This window comes from Brevibacillus sp. NPDC003359, from assembly GCF_042878995.1.
Taxonomy (GTDB): domain Bacteria; phylum Bacillota; class Bacilli; order Brevibacillales; family Brevibacillaceae; genus Brevibacillus.
This window is the reverse complement of record NZ_JBIAOR010000003.1, coordinates 68,448-93,261: the sequence shown is the minus strand read 5'-3', so window position 1 is coordinate 93,261 and position 24,814 is coordinate 68,448. Positions and strand designations below refer to the sequence as shown.

Annotated in this window: 19 protein-coding genes and 2 pseudogenes; 3 read left to right on the top strand and 18 right to left on the bottom strand. The window is 48.4% G+C overall.

All coding sequences use genetic code 11. The features are described from left to right. Positions 1–58 precede the first annotated feature (58 nt). The 5 genes from ACFYU8_RS12225 to ACFYU8_RS12205 all read right to left on the bottom strand — a co-directional run bounded on the left by ACFYU8_RS12225 (position 59) and on the right by ACFYU8_RS12205 (position 6,201). Complete coding sequence (locus ACFYU8_RS12225) at positions 59–1,093, bottom strand: VOC family protein (RefSeq protein ID WP_390298855.1); 1,035 nt, start codon at positions 1,091–1,093, stop codon at positions 59–61. Positions 1,094–1,297: 204 nt separating this feature from the next. Beyond that, positions 1,298–2,329 (bottom strand): FecCD family ABC transporter permease, encoded by a 1,032-nt coding sequence (locus ACFYU8_RS12220; RefSeq protein ID WP_390299807.1) that lies wholly within the window; start codon positions 2,327–2,329, stop codon positions 1,298–1,300. Between the two features lie 2 nt (positions 2,330–2,331). Then, positions 2,332–3,387, bottom strand: coding sequence for a FecCD family ABC transporter permease (locus ACFYU8_RS12215; protein ID WP_390298852.1), 1,056 nt, complete (start codon positions 3,385–3,387; stop codon positions 2,332–2,334). A 129-nt stretch (positions 3,388–3,516) separates the two neighbouring features. Then, complete coding sequence (locus ACFYU8_RS12210) at positions 3,517–5,097, bottom strand: ABC transporter substrate-binding protein (RefSeq protein ID WP_390298849.1); 1,581 nt, start codon at positions 5,095–5,097, stop codon at positions 3,517–3,519. Positions 5,098–5,226: 129 nt separating this feature from the next. Next, complete coding sequence (locus ACFYU8_RS12205) at positions 5,227–6,201, bottom strand: ABC transporter substrate-binding protein (protein ID WP_390298846.1); 975 nt, start codon at positions 6,199–6,201, stop codon at positions 5,227–5,229. 286 nt (positions 6,202–6,487) lie between these two features. Here ACFYU8_RS12205 and ACFYU8_RS12200 point away from each other — a divergent pair, with 286 nt between their 5' ends. Both ACFYU8_RS12200 and ACFYU8_RS12195 read left to right on the top strand, forming a co-directional pair. Next, positions 6,488–7,474, top strand: a complete 987-nt coding sequence (locus ACFYU8_RS12200) for an ABC transporter substrate-binding protein (protein ID WP_390298843.1) — start codon at positions 6,488–6,490, stop codon at positions 7,472–7,474. Positions 7,475–7,601: 127 nt separating this feature from the next. Next, on the top strand, positions 7,602–9,248 hold the full coding sequence (locus ACFYU8_RS12195; RefSeq protein WP_390298840.1) for a helix-turn-helix domain-containing protein: 1,647 nt from the start codon (positions 7,602–7,604) through the stop codon (positions 9,246–9,248). Positions 9,249–9,295: 47 nt separating this feature from the next. On the opposite strand, the gene ACFYU8_RS12190 is transcribed toward ACFYU8_RS12195, so the two are convergent. From ACFYU8_RS12190 to ACFYU8_RS12160, 7 genes and pseudogenes are all read right to left on the bottom strand, one after another. Continuing rightward, on the bottom strand, positions 9,296–10,087 hold the full coding sequence (locus ACFYU8_RS12190; RefSeq protein ID WP_390298837.1) for a DeoR/GlpR family DNA-binding transcription regulator: 792 nt from the start codon (positions 10,085–10,087) through the stop codon (positions 9,296–9,298). A 24-nt stretch (positions 10,088–10,111) separates the two neighbouring features. After that, a pseudogene (locus ACFYU8_RS12185) lies at positions 10,112–10,721 on the bottom strand (saccharopine dehydrogenase NADP-binding domain-containing protein). Positions 10,722–10,745: 24 nt separating this feature from the next. Beyond that, positions 10,746–11,861: a 2-aminoethylphosphonate--pyruvate transaminase gene (gene phnW / locus ACFYU8_RS12180; RefSeq protein WP_390298834.1), complete on the bottom strand. Its 1,116-nt coding sequence runs from the start codon at positions 11,859–11,861 to the stop codon at positions 10,746–10,748. Further along, positions 11,858–12,652: a phosphonoacetaldehyde hydrolase gene (gene phnX, locus ACFYU8_RS12175; protein WP_390298831.1), complete on the bottom strand. Its 795-nt coding sequence runs from the start codon at positions 12,650–12,652 to the stop codon at positions 11,858–11,860. Before phnX ends, phnW begins: the two co-directional genes overlap by 4 nt. Before the next feature lie 3 nt (positions 12,653–12,655). Next, positions 12,656–14,365: a putative 2-aminoethylphosphonate ABC transporter permease subunit gene (locus ACFYU8_RS12170; protein ID WP_390298828.1), complete on the bottom strand. Its 1,710-nt coding sequence runs from the start codon at positions 14,363–14,365 to the stop codon at positions 12,656–12,658. Between the two features lie 5 nt (positions 14,366–14,370). Continuing rightward, the gene (locus ACFYU8_RS12165) at positions 14,371–15,420 is read right to left on the bottom strand and encodes a putative 2-aminoethylphosphonate ABC transporter ATP-binding protein (RefSeq protein ID WP_390298825.1); all 1,050 of its coding nucleotides are present in this window, start codon (positions 15,418–15,420) and stop codon (positions 14,371–14,373) included. 17 nt (positions 15,421–15,437) lie between these two features. Next, positions 15,438–16,514 carry a putative 2-aminoethylphosphonate ABC transporter substrate-binding protein gene (locus ACFYU8_RS12160; protein WP_390298822.1) on the bottom strand — a complete coding sequence of 359 codons (1,077 nt, stop codon included), beginning with the start codon at positions 16,512–16,514 and terminating at the stop codon, positions 15,438–15,440. 573 nt (positions 16,515–17,087) lie between these two features. On the opposite strand from ACFYU8_RS12160, the gene ACFYU8_RS12155 reads away from it, so the two are divergent. Continuing rightward, positions 17,088–18,221: an MFS transporter gene (locus ACFYU8_RS12155; RefSeq protein ID WP_390298819.1), complete on the top strand. Its 1,134-nt coding sequence runs from the start codon at positions 17,088–17,090 to the stop codon at positions 18,219–18,221. A 493-nt stretch (positions 18,222–18,714) separates the two neighbouring features. On the opposite strand, the pseudogene ACFYU8_RS12150 reads toward ACFYU8_RS12155, so the two are convergent. The 6 genes and pseudogenes from ACFYU8_RS12150 to ACFYU8_RS12125 all read right to left on the bottom strand — a co-directional run. Beyond that, positions 18,715–19,348, bottom strand: a pseudogene (locus ACFYU8_RS12150) (zinc ribbon domain-containing protein); the annotation flags it as partial. Positions 19,349–19,478: 130 nt separating this feature from the next. Continuing rightward, positions 19,479–20,171 carry an aspartate/glutamate racemase family protein gene (locus ACFYU8_RS12145; protein WP_390299804.1) on the bottom strand — a complete coding sequence of 231 codons (693 nt, stop codon included), beginning with the start codon at positions 20,169–20,171 and terminating at the stop codon, positions 19,479–19,481. Between the two features lie 206 nt (positions 20,172–20,377). Further along, positions 20,378–20,830, bottom strand: coding sequence for a nucleoside deaminase (locus ACFYU8_RS12140; RefSeq protein ID WP_390299801.1), 453 nt, complete (start codon positions 20,828–20,830; stop codon positions 20,378–20,380). A gap of 27 nt (positions 20,831–20,857) precedes the next feature. Next, a complete protein-coding gene (gene arcC / locus ACFYU8_RS12135) occupies positions 20,858–21,808 on the bottom strand; it encodes a carbamate kinase (RefSeq protein WP_390298816.1) in 951 nt (316 codons plus the stop codon). A gap of 18 nt (positions 21,809–21,826) precedes the next feature. Next, positions 21,827–23,308, bottom strand: coding sequence for a cytosine permease (locus tag ACFYU8_RS12130; protein WP_390299797.1), 1,482 nt, complete (start codon positions 23,306–23,308; stop codon positions 21,827–21,829). Positions 23,309–23,389: 81 nt separating this feature from the next. Continuing rightward, positions 23,390–24,814, bottom strand: coding sequence for a YlbE family protein (locus ACFYU8_RS12125; protein ID WP_390298813.1), 1,425 nt, complete (start codon positions 24,812–24,814; stop codon positions 23,390–23,392).

Here is a 24,814-nt window from a genome sequence, read left to right as displayed (position 1 = left end):
CGACCTAGCTACCATGACCCCCTTCGTGATCAAAAGACGACTTTTTGAACAACCGCTTTTATTGTTTACTAGTTGATTGATCGTCGTTGCGAATCCATTCAAGGAACTGGGCCAACACCCGGGCGGTTAACCCCCAGATGACACGCCCGTCCACCTCGTAAAACAAATGCTCGACGGTCCCTTTTCGCCACGGATATCGTTTGCCTCCTGGGATCAGATGATAAGGAAAATCCTCTTCAGGTTCGTTCATGACAGAAGAAAGATACATCGCTGGCTGCGTTGCCAACAGACGATCGAGTGGAAGGATAAAGACCTCTCCGACCTCGTCTGGATTCGGCTTCATGTCTGGAATTCCTTCCACGTATCCGATAAAGGGCGTAATAATGGAGGAACCGGGTCCAATCACCTGATCCAGCTCGCCTAACAAATGAATCCGCTCAAGTGGAATCCCCAGCTCCTCGCTTGTTTCCCGAGCGGCCGTCGCCCAACGGGATTCGTCACTCTTCTCAGCTCGTCCTCCCGGAAAACATACCTCGTTCGCCTGTCGCCGCATGGTACTGGCTCTTTTTTCAAATAAAATGCCCAGCTGGTTGTCAGCCATTTTGACGAGCGGTAGCAAGACACTGTATGCGCCACTCGTCCTGGGTTCACGTTCTTGCAATCTTTTGGAAATCTCCTTGATGGCAGGAGCAGGGGAAGCCGCCCCTGATTCCTGTGGCAAGTACTCGGAGACCTCGATCAAATTATGGTCCGGATCACGCAAATACACCGAACGTATAGGCCCGATAGCCCCTGTTTTTTGAACAGGCCCTTCCACCAAATGGACGCCGCATGCATGAATATGCTGGATGACTTGTTCGAGTGGAAGCGATGTGACCAGACACAGATCAGCGGAGCCTGCGACTGGATGCATCGCTTTTGGCTCCCATTCTTGTCCGATTTGATGCAAATTGATTTTTTGTTGGCCGAAGTGCAAGGCCCTCCTGCCGTCGCCAAAGGTAACAGCCTTCATACCCAGGACTTTTTCGTAAAAGTGACAGGTAGCTTCGATGTCTTTTACCGTCAAAACCAAGTGGTCTAATCGATCGATCATATGCCTTTACTCCTTCTCGTCCCGATACATGCTTATGCTGTTATTATAGCAAACACAAGGCGGTTGCTCTTCTCCCCATTGTCCTCCAACATTTCCCTCTTTTCAATTCCCAAATTGTCTGATCTCCACTTCGCCCTATACAAAAACGAGCGTCTCCCTCGTAACTAGACGGGAAAACGCTCGCCATATCCACAACTTGCGAAACTATGCTTTTGAACGTGCCAGCAAGTACAAGAAATACGGAGCACCGATAACGGCTACAACGATACCAGTCGGAATCTCTGACGGCTGCATGATCCAGCGTCCGATGGTATCAGCCACGATGACCAATAACGCACCCGCCAGCGCTGATGTAGGCAAAAGCATCTCATGCTTTGGCCCCACTAGTCTGCGGGCCAAATGCGGACCAATCAACCCGACAAAACCGATGCCTCCACTCACTGCTACGCAGGAAGCGGCTAGCCCGACTGCGGCAGCCAGCAATTTCAATTGCTCTTTGGCAACGGGTGCACCCAAGCCTTTTGCCAACTCTTCCCCCAAATTCAGCACGTTCATAACACGTGCTTTGTAAAAGACATACGGGATTAAAATCGCGATCCAGGGCAGCAACGAAAGGACGAACTTCCAGTTGGTTCCCCAAATACTGCCGGCCAGCCAAGTCGCCACAAACTGGTACTTGTCCGGACTTAGCTTCAGCGTCAAGACGATCATTGCCGCACTCATCCCAGCCGCTACGGCAATCCCCGTCAAAATAATACGGGTCGGAGACAGCCCCTTGTGTCTTTTATAAGACAGTGCGAAGATCAGCGCTGCAGTCACGCTGGCTCCAAGCAAAGCCAACACTGGCAACAGAAAAACAGGTGCCGCAGACGTTGATGGATAAAACGAAATGAACAGCATCACCATCAAGCCAGCACCAGCGTTGATCCCTAAAATACCAGGTTCGGCCAATGCATTGCGGGAAATCCCTTGAATAATACACCCAGATACGGCAAGTCCTGCCCCGATCAGGAGAGAAATAACAATCCGCGGCAAACGGAACTCGAACAAGATCAGGTTTTGTTTGTCCGTTCCAGAACCGATCAGCGTCATAAGCAGATCACTTGGTGACAATCGTATGTAGCCTGTATTCATACTGATGATAAACGCGATGAAAATGAGGATAGCGAGTATTGTCATGACCGCAATAGCTCTATTTCTTTTGCGGGTTTGGTAATGGGAAACCATTTGCTGCATCATTACATCTCCCTTCTTTCTTTACGCGCCAAGTAAAGGAAGAACGGTACACCGATTAGCGCAATAAGTGCCCCTAACGGCGTCTCATACGGTGGATTTACCATTCTCGCTGCCAAATCGGCGAATACGACGAGCAAGCTGCCCAAAATGGCTGAGCAAGGAATGATCCATCGATAATCGACCCCAACCAAAAAGCGGGTCATATGTGGAACGATCAATCCAACAAAGCCTACAGCCCCAACAACGGCGACTGCTGATCCAGCCAAAATCAGGACGATGATCATGCCGGCCAGTTTTACTAACGCCGTGCGCTGCCCCAATCCTTTCGCAACGTCTTCACCAAGGCTGAGCATCGTGATGGAACGCGACAACATCATGGCCCCTATAAGGGCTGCGAGAATCCAAGGAAACATGACCTCCAGCTGAAACCATTTGGTTCCCGCCACGCCGCCTGCATACCAGAAGGCCAAATCTTGTCCAATTTTAAAGTACAGGGCAATCCCTTCGCTTAACGCAGACAATAGTGCGGTCAAGGCTGCACCCGCCAATACGAGGCGGACCGGAGTCAAGCCTCCTTTAGCCAATGACCCGATGCCGTACACCATACCTGCCCCAACGCCAGCACCCAAAAAGCTGTAGAGAATCAGGTACATGAACGGAAGACCTGGGAAAAAAGCAAAACATAATGCCAAAACAAACCCGGCACCTGCGTTCAAGCCAAGCAGTCCGGAATCCGCCAGCGGGTTGCGTGTCATCCCTTGCATGATGGCACCTGCAACAGCAAGGCTGGCCCCGACCATTGCGCCGCCGAGCAAACGTGGCAATCGAATCTCCTGAATAATCTGGTGTTGCGTACTATCGGGATTAAATTGAAAAATAGCTTCCCATACGACAGCGAAGTGGATGTCGGCTGCTCCAAATGACACAGACAAAAACATCCCCAGAATTAATGCAAAAACCCCGCCCGTTAAAATCAGCGTCGCTGCCCAAGGACGAGAGCGAAAATGAACCGGCTTTCCGTTATTCCCCTCTTTCAGGGAATGTGCGTGTTGACTCATACTTGCCACCTTTTTTCGTTAGTATGGAGCTGAGTTGTATTTGTGATACTGATTCTTATTATCATATTGAATTTTAGGCGATGCATGAAAACAGTGTCAATGGACAAACGCGCGCTATACTTTGTACATTTACGCTAACACCCTCAGAACATCATCGACCTTTTTTCCGTTGGCGATCACGCCGTGATTCATCCAGGTCATGAAATCCACCTGGTACGCCCGCTTGTTTTGCACCGCAGGAAGGGATTGCCACACGGGATGAGTGAGCTGTAGCTGCTCTGCTCCTTGCTTCCCCTGATGCCATTTATCAAAAGAGAAAAAAATATGATCCGCATCGAGCGTAGACAGCTCCTCCCACGATACCCCTTCCCTCGCCTGCTTGGAAAATTGTTTTTTGACGAGCAAATGTGGCTCCATTTCAAGGTCTTGAAACAACACTTGTGATGTGTAGTTTTTCTCTACGAGGATGTGGTCGGCCGAAATGCGCAAGAAGGCAACCTTCTGCCCTTTGAGACTGCGGCCAAGAGTACTTTTGGCAGCACGTACTTTTTGCTCATACTGCTCAATTAACCGCTCTGCGCGCTCCCTTCTGCCCAAACGATCACCGAGTGTACGCAATGTTTTTCGCCATTCAGGACCGAATTGGCGAATCACGCATGTATGAGCAATCTGCGCGCATTGTTCATACACATCGGCCTTCCAGCCTGTACACTCCCGAAGCATGATGACATCTGGGGCTCCACCGGACAAAAGCTGCACGTTATCAGTCAGCACATCATACGTCGGTACGTCGTGCAAGCCCAAATAGTCCTGCTGACCCCAATATGTATGCGCCCATTGAATCACAGGGCGAATGCCAAGTGCCAGCAAATAATCTTCCATATAGAGTGATACGACCCGCAAATCATCCCGATGGATGTTGCGATATTTGCCAGGTGCAAGCCCTACGCTCTGCTTAAATCGGCGGTTGAAATAATATTCGCTGTTGAATCCGACGTTTTGCGCGATCTCGTTGATCCGGTCCCCTGTTATGAGCAGGAGTTGCTTTGCCCGATTGATCCGCATTTGATTAATGTAATCGAGCGGTATTTCTCCTGTCATTTCCTTGAAGAGCTGCGTATAGCGCCAACGTGGAACATTCGCTTCCTGTGCCAGCTGGTCTACGGTCAGCGGCTCCTGATAGTGCTCCTCTACATACGCAATCGAACGTTCAACAGCTTTCCTCGGATCCAAGCTTGTTTTGCCTGGCACATTTTGCTTGGCCAAAAAACATAGTAATTCCTCAAACCGCACGTGATTATAAAATCGTTGCAACGCCTCTATGGCATCGCGATGCTTGTAAATCTCTGCAATCGATTCAACGACACGTGAAAAAGGCGTGCAGGTCAACTCCCCTACACAGAAAAAAGCCTCGGCACTCGGAGTTCCCATGTGGACGACACGAAAAGTCAGATAATAATAGTCGAGAACGTGACTCGTGCAACGGATCCGAACGTTCTGACGCGGTGCTGCAATCCAGCAACGCTCCCGAGCGAATCGATATGTCGATGATTCGATCTCAACGAGCCCTTCTCCGTCTGTTGCTACAATCATCGTGTAGTCTTCCGTCTCTTGATAGTCCTGCCATCTTTCCACATTTACTTTTTGGATGGCCGTCAATGCGAAGAATGATGGTTGAGATAGCTTGGCCCCTGATGTTTCGTTATTCATCTCCCTCACCCTTATCGTGAGAATGATTATCATTTATTATTATAATGAGTAAACATCCCGACGACAAGCTCCACACATGAAAAAGAAAGCGCATCTACCGAAGTGATGCGCTTTCTCTACTGAACTCGATTATTTTACAAACGCTTTGACTAAGTCGTCTGCCTTCTTCATATTGGCCAGAATAGCACCGGATTGCCAATGTGTCCGCTCCATTGGGTAGACACGACCTTTTTTCACAGCCGGAACAGATTTCCAGATGGGGCTCTCCAAAATCTTGAGCGCATCCTTGTTTTCTTCAGAAGTCCACGTGCCGTTCGACGGGAACACAATGATATGGTCTGCATCGATAAGCGGGATGGCTTCTTCTGATAAGACCACGTGCGTATCTTGATTTTTGGCAGCTGAATACGGCGTAAGGCCCAACTCCTTATAGAGCATGCCTGTGTAAACATTGCCATCTCCGAAGAGGGACAAATTCGGCTTATTTCCCACGTTCAAACGAATGACGGCCACCGTTTCATTGCCAATCGCCTTTTCAAGCTTTGCCTTGGTATCCGCTATTTTCGCATTGTACTTTTGGATCGCTTCGTCTGCTTTTTCTGGAACGCCTAGCACCTCGGCGATTTTCTTGAGTCTTCCAATCGTATCATTACGGAGTTCATCCGGCAGCTTGTACGTAGGGGCTACCTTGCTGAATTCCTCGTATTTCTTGGGATCAGCGTAGCCATCCACAATGATAATATCCGGATTGGCTGCTAGTAACGCTTCGATACTTCCTGTAATATCAAAAAGCGGCACGTCCAGCCCGAGATAATCCTGTTTGCCCCACGCTGGATGATACCACTGGACAACCGGTGTTACACCCAGTGCTGTCAAGAAGTCCTCCTGATAAATTGCGGCTACCCTCTGTGGTTTTACCGGAAGCTCTACATCGCCATACGCGTCTTTAACCACCTTGGTTTTCGGAGCAGTGCTCTCTGTCGATGCTTTCTGCTCAGTGGCTGTTGGCTCCGCCGCTTTTTCTGCACACGCAGTTAACACGAGCATCATGATCAATAATAATGCCATCCATGCCAATCCTGCTTTTCGAACCATTCTTACCATCTTTCTACCCTCTCTCGCATCTGTTGATGAATATCGAATTGATTCTCATTCTCACTCATTTGCATCCTGATCATATGTGTTTCCTCTCCATCTGGCAATGCATTTTCTCCACTATTTTTTGTCCAAACTCAACAGCTGTCCAGGCGAAATCCTTCCCTTTGTACAAAATCAATAATGACTATCTGTCGTTTGTCCATTGAGCTGCTAAGCTACTTTCTCTATGATATCTGATAATAATTATCATTGATAACAAACAGATTCAAACGACAACTGGAGGAACATGAAAATGAAACACATACGCAACATAGCAGGAATGCTAGGATTCTTCGTACTGGCTGGCAGTTTGCTCATCGGATGCAGTCCATCCGCTTCGCAGGCAACTACCACTTCCACGCATGGACAAGAAGCAACGAGCACACCTGGTAGCGCGGCAAGTCAAAAAAGCCTGACACGTCCCTATACCGATTATCTCGGGCATGCAGGCAACATCCCAGTCTCCCCTGCGCGAATCATCTATTCGGGGGAAACATTTGGCGATATGCTCGCGTTGGGCGTGAAGCCGATTGGGGGATTCGGGTACGCCAACCAAATCTTTGAAGACCAACTGCACGATGTTGAGAATATCGGTTTTCCTATTAATCTCGAAAAGGTCTTGGAATTACAGCCCGACCTGATCATCAATGCAAATACCGAAGAAAAAGAATATGAACAGCTAGCCAAAATAGCCCCTACCGTCATTTTTGATACATTCGCGCCATTGGAAGAGCGGATGACCCAGCTCGGTGATATTATCGGGAAACCCGAAGCAGCTACCAAATGGCTTGCCGATTACAAGCTCAAATCGGAGGAGATGTGGAAGAAGCTGAAGGAGTCTGGCATCATGAAAGAAGGAGAAACCGCCTCTGTCTTTACCTATTATCCGGGTGATCGGCTGTTTGTCATGGCAAGAACAGGGCTTTCCCAAGTCCTCTATGATACAAACGGATTCAAGCCCACTGCGCCCATTCAGGAAATACTCGATGCACAAAAAGGATTTGAACTCATTTCCGTGGAACGTTTGCCCGAAATAGCGGGAGATCGTATCTTTATTCTGAATACTGCGAGCGAGGAAGCTGAGAAATCAACACAGGAGCTGCTAAAATCACACATCTGGAAGGACCTTCCTGCCGTTAAAAATGGGTATGTCTACTTTATCGACATCGAAAAATCTAGCAGTGATGCGACAACAAGAGAATGGCTCCTGCAAAGGATTCCTGAAATCCTAGCGAAATAATCAATCATGTCCGCCTAAATTAAACACGAGAAGCTTTTCAACAAGGATTGAAAAGCTTCTTTCTTTTGTATACGATTGTTAGTATGTATGATAATGATTCTCACAGATAAAAAGGAGGGTACAACCGATGCTTCACTCCATACCATCTCATCCCCCTCTCGGTTCCCTTCATTTTAAGTTGTGTAAAGTAGAGCGGACGGCTTGTCCTTCACCCACTCATTTCCATACCTTGCTCGTCTTCCCAAAAGGTTCTGGCAGCCTCCATGTTTATGACCAAACGGTTTCACCTTTGGCTGGAAAGTGTTTTTTCCTTTCACCCTCTACTCCTTTTGCTATCGAATCCTCATACGATAGCACGATTGATTGTTACCAAATCTCGTTTACCGTCATCCAGTTTGATGCAGACAATAGGCCCCTGCCGTACCCACACGCAATATTTGATGGCCGTATCGAGCTGTCCGTTCACCCTTTTGCCCGGCTCTTGCGCTTATGTGACGCTTTGCTCTTGGGCAGATCAACCTCCACTGAAATGGACAGCTTTTGGCAACAGCTGCGGTTCCAGAAGCTGATCGGATTTTTACTTGAGCAAAATCTATCTCCTGACCATATCCCTAGTAAGAGCAAAGAGGTCGAGAACAGCATTCGTTATATCCAGCAAAATTATCAAGAGAACATGACGGTCAAACAGTTAGCACAACTGGCCAATGTGCCCTCATGGCAGTACACATTGCTCTTTCGCCAACTGACGGGTAAAAAGCCTTTGGAATATTTGACAGCGCTGCGCATTCATCATGCAAAAAAACTCCTGAAAAGCTCGAACGATTCATTGCGGGACATCGCCTCGCAGGTCGGCTTCACTGATGAGTATTATTTCAATCGTCGCTTTCGAATGACGACCGGTTACACGCCAAGACAATATTCCAGGCTTACTCATCGCATGGAGCTCGTGCAGGACTGGACAGGGCATGAGGTAGAGATCCCACTTCAGCCACAGCGCATCATTTATATTGGGGAGACTTTTAATGATTTGCTCGCGCTCCATGTTGAAAACATCGTCGGCGGGAATTTTACCTGGATGGAACGGACGATCTATCGAGACAGAGTAAGGCACGTGCAGGATATCGCATTTCCCGTTGACTATGACGATTTGACGATATTGAAGCCAGATCTGATCATTTTCGCGAACGCAGAAGAAGACAAATATATGCAGATGAGCCGGATTGCCCCAACGCTCACGTTTAATTCATTTGCTTCGCTGGAGGAACGGTTACATACACTCGGAGATTGGTTGGGGAAAAAGAACGAGGCACGAGATTGGCTTAGAAAATACCACACAAATGCTGCTAGCATGTGGAAAAAGCTCCGCTCCAAGATCGTACCTGGTGAGACTGCATCCATCTTTATCCATGGGCATGGCGGGCGTCTGTTCGTAATGGGCACGTCGGGACTTTCCTCCGCCCTCTACCATCCAAACGGTTTTTCTCCTGTGGATAACATTCAAGAAATACTGCAAGCTGGCTACGGCTTTATCGAAATTAGAGAGGAGGACATCCCCCTGTACGCTGGCGATCGGATCTTTATGCTGCTGTCCGAAGAACCCGTATCGCGTCAGGCTACCGCCACATTCATGCAAAGTGATAGGTGGCACAGTCTGCCTGCCGTTCAAAACGGCTATGTCTATTTTGTAGAAGCGCGAAAATGGAATTGCGGAGCTGCCCTTACCAGAGAGAAATTGCTGCATATGCTGCCATTTTTGTTGCACCATTCTTCCTGAAGCAAACAGGCCAGCTTCCCTATCGTGGGGAATCGCTGGCCTGTTCACTACAACTCTTCTGCTACCATCCATGCTACGTTTTTTGCTTGGAGTCCTTTATTCCATTCCGCTGGTGCTGCCGTATCGCTGATCACGATGTCGACCTCTCCCAGGTCTGCGATCTTGCACAATGTGCTGACCCCGATCTTGGAGTGGTCCGCTAGCACAATGCTTTCATTGGCATTTTCGATGAAACAACGGGCGAGTTCCGTACGATCCGGCTCATAACAGGTCAAGCCTTTATGGAGCAAGATGCCGTCAGCCGCGATAAACGCCTTGTCCACATAAAATTGTTTCATCATCTTCTCTGCATAGGTACCGCTTACCCGATGATGCTTGGCGCTCACTTTTCCACCCAGGAAGTAGATGTCTCCCGTAAGCATTCCATTGTTTTGGAACTCGATTAATCGATTCAGCGCCGTGATCGAGCTAGTGAGGATCGTCAAATCTTTTTTCGTCACGAGAAAGCTGATCATTTGCAAAGGCGTTGTCCCTTCATCGATGACAATGGTGTCGCTGTCTTGCACCAAGTCTGCTGCCAGCCGTCCAATCCGTTTCTTTTCTTCCGCTCTCAAGACTTCACGGGCAAAATGAGAGGGCTCGGAGCGCTCCACTGTCAGTTTTACTGCCCCGCCATAAACGCGCTTCAGCTTCTTCTGCGCTTCCAGCTCTTCCAAATACCTGCGAATCGACTCAGACGATACTTGCAGCTTTTCGACCAGCTCATTGGTCCGCACCTTGCCATTGGAATTGATCAACTGCAAAATGATTTGCTTACGCTCTTCCCCGAACAACGACACGCCGAATGTCCCCCTATCTCGTACTTACGTCAGATCAAACTTCTCTTCATGGATAAAAATCTGACGTTTTGCCAGCTCGTGAAAAATCACAGCCGGATCAAATGCTTCTTCTGGTGTATGGTACAGGATGTGGCGTACTTTGCGTCCGTCCTTCGTACCTGTTACCTCGACATGAAGAGAATACCCGTATAATTCCGTCTCTTTTCCCTCCCTAGAATTGTAGAGGTATTGGGAGATACAATCAAGGATTCCCACCTGGGTTTCCCCTACCGTGATGGGATCGTTCCGTAAAAAGCCATAATCATAGAGGGCTTTGACCAGCTCCATGTTTTGCTTCGGCCATGTCATGGCAGCCCGCCTCGGCAATCGCAGCAGTAGACAGGCCATTTAGTGTTATCGTGGTACCGGCCATGACAATATCGTAACCGCGCATTTTTTGGACTGTATCCGCATGATCGCGTACATTTACTGGAATAAAATCTACGCGCGGATCATTCAGCCACTCGACTACCTTGCGACCTTCCTCTTCATTAAAATCACCGATCGTGATCTGCTCAAAATCCGAATGCATCACGAGTTCAAGTACAGCTTCCCGACAAATATTTCCCGCTCCACCCAAGCAAAACACTTTCATCACCGTTGCCTCCTTACTGGTTTACTAAATCCAGAAACGATTGTTTTCCACCGCGGCGAGCAATTTCTCCATATCATCGGGGTAAACCTCTCCGATGTTGCCAATCCGAAACGTATCCGCTTGCGAGATTTTGCCTGGATAAATGACGAAGCCTGCCTGCTTTAGCCGCTCATACAGCTCTGCGAAGGTGAATACCTCGCTTTCGGGATAATAAAAGGAAGTAATGAAGGGCGATTGCGATTCTTTTGGCAACAGGACGCGCAAGCCAATTCGCTCCATGCCTTCAGCGAGTAGCTGCTGATTTCGCTGGTATCGCTTGTACCGTCTTTCAATTCCGCCCTCTTCCTCAAGTTCGATCAACGCTTGGTAAAAAGCTCGCACGACATGAGTAGGAGAGGTATAACGCCACTTTCCGTTTTGTTCCTCCATCGTCTTCCACTGGCTGTACAAATCGAGGGACAACGTACGGGCAATCCCTTCGCATTGGATGAGCGCAGACGTTTTGGCAATGACAAACCCGAATCCGGGCACACCTTGGATGCATTTGTTTGCGCTGGAGATCAGGACGTCGATCGAGAGCTCTGCTACATCCAGCGGGATGCCACCGAAGCTGCTCATCGCGTCTACGATATAGACTTTTCCATACTTCTTGGCGACTTCACCGATTTCTTTGATGGGATTAAGCATGCCAGTAGTCGTTTCCGAATGCACGACAGCCACATGGGTAATCGTTGCATCCGCCGCGAGTCTCTGCTCCAATACCTGTGCATCGGCTTTTGTCACTTCACCAAAATCAATTACTTCCGTCGCAATCCCATGAACTCGTGCCATTTCTACGATCCGATCCCCGTATGCGCCATTCGTCAGGACGAGCAGCTTGCCGTCTGCGGGAATCGCACTGCTCACCACCGCTTCCACACAAAAGGTCCCGCTGCCTTGCATCAAAACACTCGTATACTCCTCTACCTTTGAGGTTGCCAATTGGACGAGCTTCTGGCGGATTGCCTGTACCAGTTCATTGTAATCACGATCCCAGGTGCACCAGTCCCGTAGCATTGCTTCGCGTACGGTCGGTGAAGTAGACAATGGTCCTGGTGTTAAAAGCAAGTACGGATTGTCGGTTGGTCGTGTCTGATTCATGGTTTCTCTCCTTCTGCATGACGCTTCTCGATCTTTTCCAGTACTTCATCCAAACGCCCGATCTCCTCGATGACATAGTGGGCGCCTGCCGCAGTCAATCGCTCCGTTGCGATAGCCAGCCTTTTCTCCAGCTCTTCCTGTGGCATGCTCGTCACTTCCTCCAAGGACAGGCCGAGCTCGCTTCCACCCTTCAGGACGCCAACGGTCCACATCCCGGCATTTCTTCCTTCTTTCATATCGCTCGTCGTATCACCGACCTTGACGATCTCGTTCATTGGATATACGTCCAGCAGGATCGCATTTTGAAAGCACAGCCACGGATACGGACGTCCAGAAGTCACTTCACTCGGGGTGACGAGTGCGTCCGGTTCGTAACCCTGTTTTTTAGCTGATGCCGCTACGACATTCATCATTTCCCTTGTGTAGCCCGTGGTCGAGCCAATTTTGATTCCTTGCTCGCGCAGTCGTCCTACCAATTCAATCGCTCCCGGAACAGGGGTAGCATACTCGTGCAGCGTCGCCATCAGCATCGGTTCGAAGTCGGCGTACAATTCGTCCACATCCGCTTCATTTGGGAGACGTCCGTACCGCTCTTGCCATAGCGCTGCTACCCGATCCATTTTGCAAAGGGCCTGGATATGATCGCGCTTGAGCATCCCCATCGGTTCGCGAGCTTCTGCTGCTGTCAGCTCAATCCCCCGTTTTTTGAATACCTGTAAAAAGACAGCCAAAGGAGCGAAACATCCGTAATCTACCATCGTTCCAGCCCAATCAAATACTACTGCTTTCATGCTTTATGCCACCTGACCTTTCTCTTGGTAGGACCCTGTTGTCCGCTTGTGAAGTTTGGATGCGATCCATTCTGCGCCAGCACGAGCAATGATGTTGAGGACGACGATCAATACCGACATCGCTGCTGCCGGAGCCACATCCCCGGCGTCATCCATGTTGACGATAGAGACAGAAGCCAGCTTGAAATCCGCTGCGTACAGAAACACAACCGCTGAAATCGTCACCATCGAGTTGATGAAAAAGTACACCGCCATCTCGACAATCGCTGACATACAAACGGGTATCGTGACTCGCCACAATAGCTTTGTCTGCGAGATCCCCATGGACTCTGCCGCTTGCTCGAACTCGGGATCGAGCTTTTTCAACGCGCTCGTTGCTGTAATAAAGCCGACTGCGAAAAAATGAATAACGTTCGCCAAAATCAAAATCCAAATCGTCCCGTACATGCCGTGAAATGGATTCGACGGATGATTGAAGAAGAAAATGTACGCTAGCCCAATGACCATTCCCGGCAATGCCAGCGGGAGAATCGACAGGAAGTATCCAGCTTGGCGAAGCCCCTTCCACACTTGGGATTTTTCAATCGTGTAGGCGGTAATAAACGTGACCGCCGTCCCGATCACTGCCGTCAGCAAGGCGACGAGAATACTGTTCCACAGTGGCTCGATCCCTTCTCCGGCTACGTTGGAAAAGTCGTAATGATCCAAGCCGAGAGTCAGATTGTACGGCCATACTTTGATAAAAGAAGCCAGAACCACCGCAGCCATAAGAAGCAGCAAAAATCCGCTGACGCTCACACAAAGGATGGAATAAAACCAGTCGCGCAAACGATTTTCCTTGATTCGATACGGTTTGGACTTGGCTGTTACAGCCGCGTGTTGCTTGCGCTCAATAATCCGGTCCACGACAAACGCCACGAGAGCGGGAATAATCAAAAGCAGCCCAACCGTTGCGCCCATCGTCATATTTTGCTGACCGATGACCTGCTTGTAGACGTCTGTCGCCAGTACGGAAAACTGTCCGCCGACAACCTTAGGTGCTCCGAAGTCAGTAAACGAGAGAGTAAAACAGACAAAGCAGGCGCTGACGATACCGTATTTCACGCTGGGAATCGTCACTGCAAAAAACTTGCGCCAATGGTTCGCCCCGAGCGTATCCGCCGCTTCGTACAATTGATAGTCGGCAAAAGCAAGAGAAACAGCGAGAATCAAATACGCTTGCGGGAAAACATAGACGATCTCCGCCAAAATAATCCCCGCTGGGCCGTACAGATCAATGTCCCATTGAAACGGGAGCAACCCGAAGATCCCTGTCGTCACCAGCCCTTGATTCCCAAAAAGGTAGGTCAGGGCGATGCCGTGCATCATCGTGGGTGCAAACAGCGGCAACAGCGCGATCGCCCGAAAGACTCGTTTTCCGCGAATCCCGCTGCGCGTCAAGGCATACGCGAACAGGAAAGCGAGTGTGACTGCGATCAGCGTTGTCATCGCTGAGATGTACAAGGTGTTATTCAGTGACGCGGCCAGTGCTGGGGTGGAAAAGTAGGTTACGAAATTGTCCAGGCCGATGAACTGACCATTCTTGTCATAGAACGCTTTGGCAAACAATTGACCAAGTGGCAACAGAACACTCGCTGACAATCCAAGAACAACAAGGCCGATAAGCCACTTTTGCATGGCTTTTCCATCGAAGATCGATGTCATTTCCTTCATGCTGCTCACCCCTGTTCCTCTATGGTTGGCGCATGCTCAAAGGTCAGCAAATTCTCCAGCGGAAACTCCAGCCACACCTTTTTGCCTCGGGCAATCCCAAGTCTTTGTGCTTCGGCCGCTATCAAATCTATGGTAAGAAGCTCTTTTTTTATCTGGCCTTCCTCTTGCCACTCCAGAAAAATTCGGTAAAAAGCACCGCGAAATTCGATCTCGGAAATAGCCGCAGGTATGGCACATTCGGATTCTTGCTGCAAAATCCGCACATGCTCCGGTCTAATCGCTAGTAAGTGATTTGGATCAGATTGCGCATTCTCGAAACGACTGTACTCAAAAAAGTTGATCGCTCCGATAAAGTCAGCAACAAACGGAGTGGCTGGTTTGTTATAGATCTCCTCGGGTGTGCCTACCTGAACAACCTCGCCGTGATCCATCACGACGATCTTGTCAGCCATGGTCAAGGCCTCATCCTGATCATGTGTGACCATCACTGTCGTCATGCCGTACTGCTCATGCAAACGCCGAATCTCCCGGCGCAGCTTTTGTCTTACTTTTGCATCCAATGCGGATAGTGGTTCATCTAAAAGCAGGACATCCGGCGATAGTGCAATCGCTCGCGCCAAGGCAATCCGCTGCTGCTGACCGCCTGAGAGCTGGCTGGGATATTTGGCGGCGGCATGAGTCAAATCAACCATGTCCAGCGCCTGTTCTACTTTGGCTGCTATCTCTTTTTTCCCCAGCTTCTTTTCTTGCAGGCCAAAGGCAATGTTTTGGGCGGCAGTCAAATTAGGGAACAATGCGTACGACTGGAACATCATCGCAATGTTTCGTTTCGCTGGAGGCAGCGAAGTAATCTCCCTGCCTCCCAGAATCATCCGGCCTGTGGTCGGCTGCTCCAATCCTGCCAGCATTCTCAGTAATGTCGTTTTGCCGCAGCCACTGGGACCGAGCAGACAAACAAATTCATTCTTGTCAATTTCGATGGAGATGTGCTCCAAAGCCGCAAACAAACCAAAACGTTTACTGACCCCTTGAACGGATAGATAGGATGGTGTCATGCTGTTCTCCTCGCTGCTTACTTGGGTTCACTTTTGGTCGCGTATCGTTTTTCCCAATCTGCCAAGATGTTGTCACGATTTTGTGCTGCCTGATTCAGGTCAAGCTTGATTAATTGCTTGATCGGATCTACTGCGTAGCCTTCCGGGAGTGTTGCGCCTTCTTGCTTGACGCTGACGATGGCGAAGTTCTGGTTATAGGCCTTCATGACTTCATCCGAGATGGCCCAGTCCAAGAACAGCTTGGCTTCTGGCTTAATCTCACTCTTTTTGATTAAGGCATTCGCCTCTACATCCCAACCCGAGCCTTCTGTAGGAAAGACGACTTCAACGGGTGCGCCTTTTTTCTTCTCGGTAATCGAACGGTAGCCAAAGGAAATGCCGATTGGATATTCACCCGATGCGGCCATTTTCGCTGGCTTTGAGCCGGAATGCGTGTAGATCGCCATATTTTCATGCAGTTTGTCGAGGTACGCCCAGCCTTCTTGCTCCCCTTTCAGCTGCATGATTCCGTTTATCGTTAACAGCCCAGTTCCAGAAGACGCCGGATTCGGCATCACGATCAATCCCTTGTACTCCGGCTTGATCAGATCTTCGTATGAACGCGGGATGGGCAAATTGCGTTTTTCCAGCTCCTTGGTATTGACCGCGATCGCTGTCTCCCACGCATCGATTCCTACCCAGCTTGCAGGTTCCTTGGAATCCTTAAACTCCGGGGACACTCTCTCGATTCCTTTCGGCGAATACCCTTCGAGCATGCCTTGCTGTTCGAGTACAAGCAGGCTTGTCGCTGCCGTTCCCCATACAACGTCTGCTTGGGGATTTTCTTTTTCCGCCAGCAGCTTTGCTGTGATGATCCCTGTAGAATCGCGGACGATATTGACCTTTACATCTGGATATTTCGCTTTGAAGGTTTCCAGATACGTTTTGATCTGGTCATCCTCCAGCGCCGTATAAACGGTAATCTCTCCTGAGGCGGTTGCATTTTCTGTTGCGGATTTTTGTGTGTTTGGTTGTGACCCTGGTGATTGTCCACATCCTGCTAAAAACGCGATTGATAGAATGGAAGCTAGTAAAGGATAATGCCATTTCTTCATGAGAACCTCTCCTCTTTGCGGAATGTTCATTTCTCGATTCCTATGACCAATCTTACGGTCGAAATATGAAGTGGATGTGAATGCAATGTAAATGGTTTGTTTTTACGTGCTTTTAGTTGTTTTTAGTTGGTTTTTATCACAAATAAAAAAAGGCTCTTTTCGTATAGCGAATTTTTCATTTTTATTTGTATGTAAAAAATAAGTGTAGACTGGCGGGGCACTAAGCTAACGGGCAGCATAATGGGAGAACCGAGGAGTAATTGCATGGCATTATAAACGAAAAAATCCGGCATAGGCCTTCATAACAAAATGAATCATCCAACATTTGCGATAATGAAAGCGCAAGATCTTGAAACGTAAATTCCCCTATACTAAAAATGCAAATTTGAATGGCAATTAGTTGTGACGAAGAATGGGGGAACGAGCATGAGTAACAAGACAGAAGGATTGTTAACTAACACAGATTTTCGCAGGCTCTGGATTGGGCAAACTGCATCACAGTTTGGGACTCAGGTTGCATTATTAGGAATGCCATTAGTGGCAGCTCTCTATTTAGGGGCCAGTCCCATGTAAATGGGGTTGCTTGGTTTTGCCGAGTATGCGCCATTTATCATTTTCGGTTTGCTCGCTGGTGTATGGATAGATAGATTTCCCCGGCGACCAATTCTTGTCGCCGCTAACTTTTTCAGGGGTGCATTACTGCTCATTGTGCCGCTGACAGCCTTAACTGGATTCCTGAATATGACAGTTCTATATTTGGTAGCCTTCATAGTGGGTATCTGTACTGTCTTTTTTGATGTTGCCTATACATCCTTTTTGCCTTCCATTGTGAGCAAGGAGCAGCTTGTTGATGGGAATAGCAAACTAGAGACAAGTAAATCTACCGCACAAATTGCTGGGCCGGGTTTATCAGGTGGATTGGAACAGTTAATCACCGCTCCTTTTGCAATATTGTTCACGTCGGTATCCTTTTTTGTATCCGCTGTGTACATAGCCCGGATTCGCAAGTTGGAGACAGTCGTGACAGATGCGAAAAAACAAAAAAACATGTGGCTGGAAATTAAAGAAGGGCTGCATACGGTTTACACAAAACCGTTGCTGTGGGGAGTGGTGCGCTGCTCAACAGTCTTTAACCTTTCCTGGAATGTTATTTTTAGTGTTTATGTTCTATATGCATCGCAAGAACTCAAAATCAGTGCGAGCATTCTTGGCATCATTTATGGAACGCTAGGAGTAGGGTACCTATTTGGCTCTCTGCTTGCCCAAAGGGCTGTACGTCGTTTTGGAGTAGGTCCAACAATTGTGGGTTCCGCTACGATCGCAGCAAGTGGCGGTTTGCTTGCTCCATTAGCAGTAGGATCAGAGTTAAGTATTGCGTTGATTATGATGCTCGGACAGCTTCTTTTCGGAATGGGTGTCTCAATGTTTAGCATTAGTACCATCAGTTTACGTCAAGTAATTGTACCCGATGCCCTGCAAGGTCGCGTGAATGCTACATTTCGATTTATCTCGTGGGGTTCTTTACCGCTTGGTTCGTTAATTGGAGGGATGATAGGGGGGGCAATGGGTTTACGGTTCGCTTTATTTGCGGGTGGCATTGGATTGTTAGCTTCGGCTTGTACATTATTGTTCACCCCATTTTTACAACTACGTGTGAAATCATTTCATGAATTAACATTGGATAAAGATGTGTCTATAAAGAGCTAAGGAGTCACTTAAGAAGTATTAAATTAACGCCGGATATCGTTAGCACAATATAGGCAACGGCAGTCTAAGACTTCATTAGCCATGTTTAAAACATGAAAAATGCCATACGAATATATCGTATGACACATTATATCATTCCCTAGTAATCTAGGTATCTATCAATCAAAACCGTCTCTCTAGTTTACAAGTAGTTCTTATTATAGGGGTGGCGAAATTGGAGTTGCCAAAATTGTTTGGGATATTCGCGAAGTGCGATTCTGCAATGGTCTTCCTTGTGTCCATTGCGGAAGCATGTCCGTTAAACAATCCCGATGTGCAATTAAGAAATTGTGATTTATCAAATGTTGAGATAACTGATTGCGACATTACTGAATTGAAAATAAACGGTATCTTGATTTCAGATTTAATCAAGGACAATTGAACACTCCCGCCACCTACGACATTGCCGTTGAGGTGGGGGATTCCTGGGTAATCAAACCTTCTCGTTTGAAATTCACCAAGCGATCCCTGCGATTCCCGCAGTTGAGTTGGTGCTTGCCAACACGCTTCGCCCTTCGTTCAGAATGTTTCGACTGGCATTCTCATCGCGGTCATGGTGTGTCTGACAGCGCGGGCATATCCACTCTCGTAGGGAGAGTTGCTTCACTTCTTTGTTCTGATAGCCACATTGGGAACACAACTGGCTACTGGGGTAATTTTTTGATACCACCACCATGTTCCGCCCGTACCAGTGGGCCTTGTATTCCAGCATAGAGCGAAGGGTGGCCCAGCTTGCGACGAGCCATCACAGAGGATGGAAACGAAGTATTTGCCAGAAGCCTTTTGCGAGATCGTAGCAGATAGGATGCGCCCTTCCACTTCCCTTGATTTCGCGAACCGAAGCCAACCGAGCTTAGGTAGTTTTAGATGATTTTCAGCTACGGCGATATTGCCGTTCGTGAATTTCGTGGTGTACGATTTCACCGGATTCTTCCGGCTTTTTAAGCGAGGCGCTTCGTTTTGCTTCTGAAAAAACGATCAAAAGCATCGGCTAGATGGCGGACTGACGATTGCAAGGCAATGCTGTCGACTTGCTTGAGCCAAGGAAATTCCTTTTTCAGATAGACGAAACGGGCGCATACGAACCCCACTCCCTCCATTGAGTGAATTTTCTACCTTTATAGTACAAGCGTTCGTATGTAAGCATCAAAAAAAGACTGAGTCATCCATCCTAGTAGCAAACCGGATGAGCTCAGTCTTTTGTTTTTTGCCTATCATCTACTGTAAAGCAGCCCCCACAGCCGCCTCTGCATGAATCGTTGTCGTATCAAATACCGGAACCGTGCAATCTTGAGCCGAGATCAACAAACCGATTTCCGTGCAACCGAGGATGACTGCCTCTGCACCTTCCTTGACCAACCGCTCAATGATCGCCTGGTATGTACGTTTGGATTCCTCGCGAATGATCCCGACGCACAGCTCCTGGTAAATAATCTCATGGACGAGTTTTCGCTCTTGTTCATCCGGTAGCAGTACCTCTAATCCATGAACATCACGCAGACGCCCTGTATAGAAATCCTGCTCCATCGTAAATCGCGTCGCGAGCAGTGCCACTCGCTTATGGCCGTGGTTCGTGATCGCTTGAGCTGTCGCATCTGCGATATGAAGAAAAGGCAGGCTAGTCGCTTCCTCGATGGCATACGCCAGCTTGTGCATGGTATTCGTACAGAGAACGATCAGGTCGGCTCCTGCCGCTTCCAGACTTTTCGCCGCACTCGCCATCCGCTCGCCTGCTTCTTCCCAGCGCCCTGCTCGTTGCATTTCCTCGATCTCGGCAAAATCAACGGAATACAGAATGCTTTTCGCCGAATGCAAGCCGCCCAGCTTCTCCTTAACGGTTTCATTGATCAAACGGTAGTAGACCAAGGAGGACTCCCAGCTCATGCCGCCAATTAATCCGATTGTTTTCATTGTTTTCTGCTCTCCTTTGTCCGTTATTTTTGCAATTTCAATTATGCTCCAATATACCATTATCAGCCTCCTTAATCGACGTTAAATTGAGTCAATTCTCCTACAACACTTGTCCAAGCAACTCTCGCTTCCCTCGCATACACCAAAAGAGCCATTCCCCTTTTTCGGAGTTTAGCTCTCATGTTTGCCTTCTTTTCAATTACCTTCTACTCTTTATTCAGCTTGTGAAAATGCCTAAACAACTGATCACAGTACTCACGTCTCTCCACCTTGATCATGTTCAAAACGCTCGTATCCTTACCGGAAAAATAGTCGCGTAGATGTCTGTCCGAAAAACCGTTCACATGCGCATCCTCCGCCGTCGAGCAGTAATGAACGACCTTGATGCCAGACCAGATGATTGCCCCCACGCACATCGGGCAAGGCTCGCATGTCGCGTAAATTTCGCAACCTGTCAGGTCCATCGTGCCCAGCGTCTTGCACGCTTCGCGAATGGCTACCATCTCTGCGTGCTGGGACGAGTCCATATCTGCCATCATGCGATTGCTGCATACAGCGATGATTTCGTCCCCTTTCACGACAGCTGCCCCGAAAGGTCCTCCGAGCTTGTTGTTCATACCTTCCATCGTTTTTTCCACTGCTAGCTTCATGTAATCTATAGACTTACATCCTCCCTCAAGAGGCCTTTATTTTACGATGTGTGTCCCTGCTTTGTTCGTAATCGCATCCTTTAAGCTCTCCGGGTTCGTAATGATCACGCTTGACCCGTTTTTCTCCAAAAAGCTCAGGCTCGCCTCGATTTTTGGCAGCATGCTACCTTTTGCAAAATGCTCTTCACGAACGTATTGCTTCGTTTCCTCTACGGTGATGCGCTCCAGCGCCTTTTGATTCGGCTTGCCGAAGTTAATGCATACCTGCGGAACACCTGTCGTAATGATCAAGGTCTGTGCATCGATTTGCTCTGCCAGCAAGCTGGTGGCAAAGTCTTTGTCAATGACAGCATCAATCCCATCGTACGTATTTTCGCCTGTTTTCACAACCGGAATACCTCCGCCGCCAACAGCAACTACCACATAGCCCGCTTGAATCAACGATTTGATTGCGTCTTTTTCCACGATGTCGATTGGCTTAGGAGAAGGAACCACTCTTCTGTAGCCGCGACCAGAATCCTCAATAAATACCCAGTCCGGATGCTCTTTGCGCATCTCTTCCGCCTGCTCCAGCGTGAAGAAGGAGCCGACTGGCTTCGTTGGATTTTCAAAGTTCGGATCATCCTTGCTGACTTCTACCTGTGTGATAACGCTCGCCACTTTTTTGTTGATTCCTCTTTTGGCAAATTCGTTGGTGAGTGCCTGCTGGATTTGGTAGCCGATTCCACCCTGTGTATCCGCCACGCAATTGACCAGCGGGATCGTTGGCATCCCGGACACTTCATTGGCGATTTCGCATCTTTGCAAAGCAAATCCAACCTGTGGTCCATTGCCATGAGTAACGACAACGTTGTAACCTTCTTGCACCATATCTGCTATATTTGCCGCGGTTTCACATACGGCTTCATACTGGTCTTGAATCGTGTTGCGACCATTATCCTTAACTAATGAGTTGCCGCCGATTGCAACAATAACGAGTTTTTCCACTGGGCACTTCTCCCTTTGTTAAGATACTTTTGTAGCTGTTTCACTATGCGTGATCGTGCTTGGTTTGTTCCACTTATAGCACAGCGCATATAATACGCCGGATATGATCGACCCGCTAAGGAATGCTGACTTGCTGATGTTTGCCAACAGTGGCACATTTGGCAAGAAAGAACCGGATAGCGTAATCAAGAAGCTGACGATCAATACGCCGCATGCCACCATATTAAAGCCGTTTTTGTATTCTCCGTTTTCACCTGGTTTTACGTAGATGCCACGTAAATCTAGCTTTCTTTTTCTTTCAATGAAGAAACTCACCAGCATGATCCCCGTAATCGGACCGTACATGGAGCCGATAAAGCTATAGAACATATACAGCGCAGCCGTGCCATTCACCAGCTTCCAAGGTAAAATGACAGTCCCCAAAACAGCTGTCAAGATAGCCGCTGATTTCACTGTAAACATTTTCGGAAGAAGCGCTGTCATTTGCAGTCCAGATGGCAGCAAATTCCCAAACACAACATAGCTCGTCGAACCTATATTCAGTGCCAGCAACAAGATAATGACGGCAACAGGATTCCCAATTTGATCAATGGCAACGACTACATTAAAGTCTGTGATGCCAAACGCGATTTGCGTTCCAACCAACAATCCTACACACGTAATTCCAAACAGGATGTAGGATGCAATCATTCCAAGCGGCAGACCAATCATCGGAGCTTTCGGGTGTTTTGCCCGTTGCGTAAGGTCTGCAATATTTACAATCGGGCCACCCCAGTTCGATACCAATGCACTTACACATGCGATAAATACAAGCCAATTCTCCATCGGTTTGGCAGGAGCATAGGCAAAAATCGGACCAAATCCACCAGCAACACTGATCGCCCAAATCGCTGCACCCACGATGAAAATATAGATGATCGGTGAAGACCATTTACTAAACAGACTAAGAATTTTCATTCCACCTAAAAACAATCCAACTGTAATCGCCCAGAGGATCACGTAAGAAAGTGCGGTCGGGAAGTTTAATCCAAGAAAATCAAAGCCCGGAAGCATCTCCATATAACCCGGGAAAATTTTCTCAAAAATAACGTTAAAGGATTGTGCGCCAATAATCGTTTTTGTCCCAAAAAACACAACACCAGCGATAAGCCCACGACATATAGCAGGAATGATCGAGCCTTTTACACCAAAGGAGCTGCGCAGAAGCATCGAATATCCAATCCCGTACTTCTGTCCCGCATAGCCATTCAACACATAGCCAGCCGAAACAATCAAGGCAGCAATCATAACTGCCCACAAGACTTGCGGAACAGATAATCCGAGGACAAAGAATCCGGCTACAGTCATGTACGACATAAGATTGTGCACAGCGCCCATCCACACGGTCACGTAATTAAAGGTGCCCCAATCTCGATTTTCGGAAGTCTTTGGCAAAATATCGTCCGCATATCCATAGGACTTGAATTCTTCATATGATTCCTTTACGTTTGCCTGTCCCATGTTCATTCACCTTCCTCATTCAACCCAGCTTTCGCAACCTTCTTTTGCTACGAAAGCTGAGTCACTTAGAATGAAAAGCTATTAGCTAATCGTTTCCGTTACTGCGAGCAATGCTTTTTCGAAAGCTTCCATCGGTGGATACGTAATACCAGCACCGATCATGCCGATACCCGCGTCTTTGTGCGCAATCGCGGTATTGATAATCGGCAGGATGCCTGTTTGGATCACCTGACGAATATCAATTCCTGTTGCGACACCTTGGAAGTCGAGGAGAGGAATCGTGACGTTTGGATTGTCTGCTGTCGTAATTTCCTTCATCGTGGTAGAGAAGCCGATCGCTTCTTCAACCGTTCCACCTACGAGCGCGACAATCGCTGGAGCTGCCGCCATCGCGAAACCGCCGATCCCATATGTTTCGGTGATCGCACTGTCCCCGATATCCAAGCCGGAATCCTCTGGCTTGTAGCCTGCGAACATCGGACCGACAACCTTTTGCGCAGGTCCTGTGAACCAAGTGTTACCCGCCATGCCGCTTACACGGATACCGAACTCTACCCCATTGCGCGCCATCGTGGTGACAATCGTGCTGTTCTCGATTCCATGTGCTGCGTCCAGTGCGCATTTGCACATCGCCATCCATGTCGGACCAGAGAAGTAATCGCTGCTTGCTACGAAATCGAATACTTCGCGTTTTTGTTCTTTTGTGAAATCTGTCTCCAAAATGTACGGAGTCAGCGCTTGAATCAACAAGCTCGTACCCGCGTTGTTGCGGTTGTGGCATTCATCGCCCATGTGCAGTGCTTGCGCCAGCATGAGACGAAGATCGATTTCACCAGCAATTTTCATGGCATCACGCAGCATTGGTCCCAATACATCGCGCATCCAGTTCAGGCGAGCGATGACACTTTCATCGTTGGCACCCATGCGGAGAATTTTGGACATTTGCTCACTCAGGTTGGTGTAAGCGACGTTGCCATACGTTTTGTTTTTCACCACATGCATGAACATCGAAGCAGATGTGACACCTGCCATGGAGCCTACGCAGTTGTGTTCGTGGCATGGAGAGAACGTGATTGCCCCGGAAGCAGCTACCTGTTCAGCTTCCTCGATGTCTTTTGCCAAGCCCTCGAATACGATTGCACCGGTTACGGCACCTTTCATCCCGCCGCACATTTTGTCCCAAGTAATGGGCGGACCTGCGTGCAGAATCGTCGTTTTTGTCATGCCTGGTACCACATTGATCGCTTGGTCGAAGCCAACGAGCATCGGCTGAGAGTTGATGATGCGCTCTACCGCCAGCTTGTTTGCCGCAGCGATTTTCCGAGCGACAGTAGTGTTTTCCAGTCTGTCGAGAGCGTTGATCAGCTCAGGCTTTCCGCCGCCTGGAGGCTTCCAATCCAGATGAGACGCATTCGCATTTTGCTTGATGATATCGTCTTTGAAAAACTCGATCCCTACGTTGATCGCATGAATTTTTCCGTTAAACAGCTCGTTGATTTTGCTCAT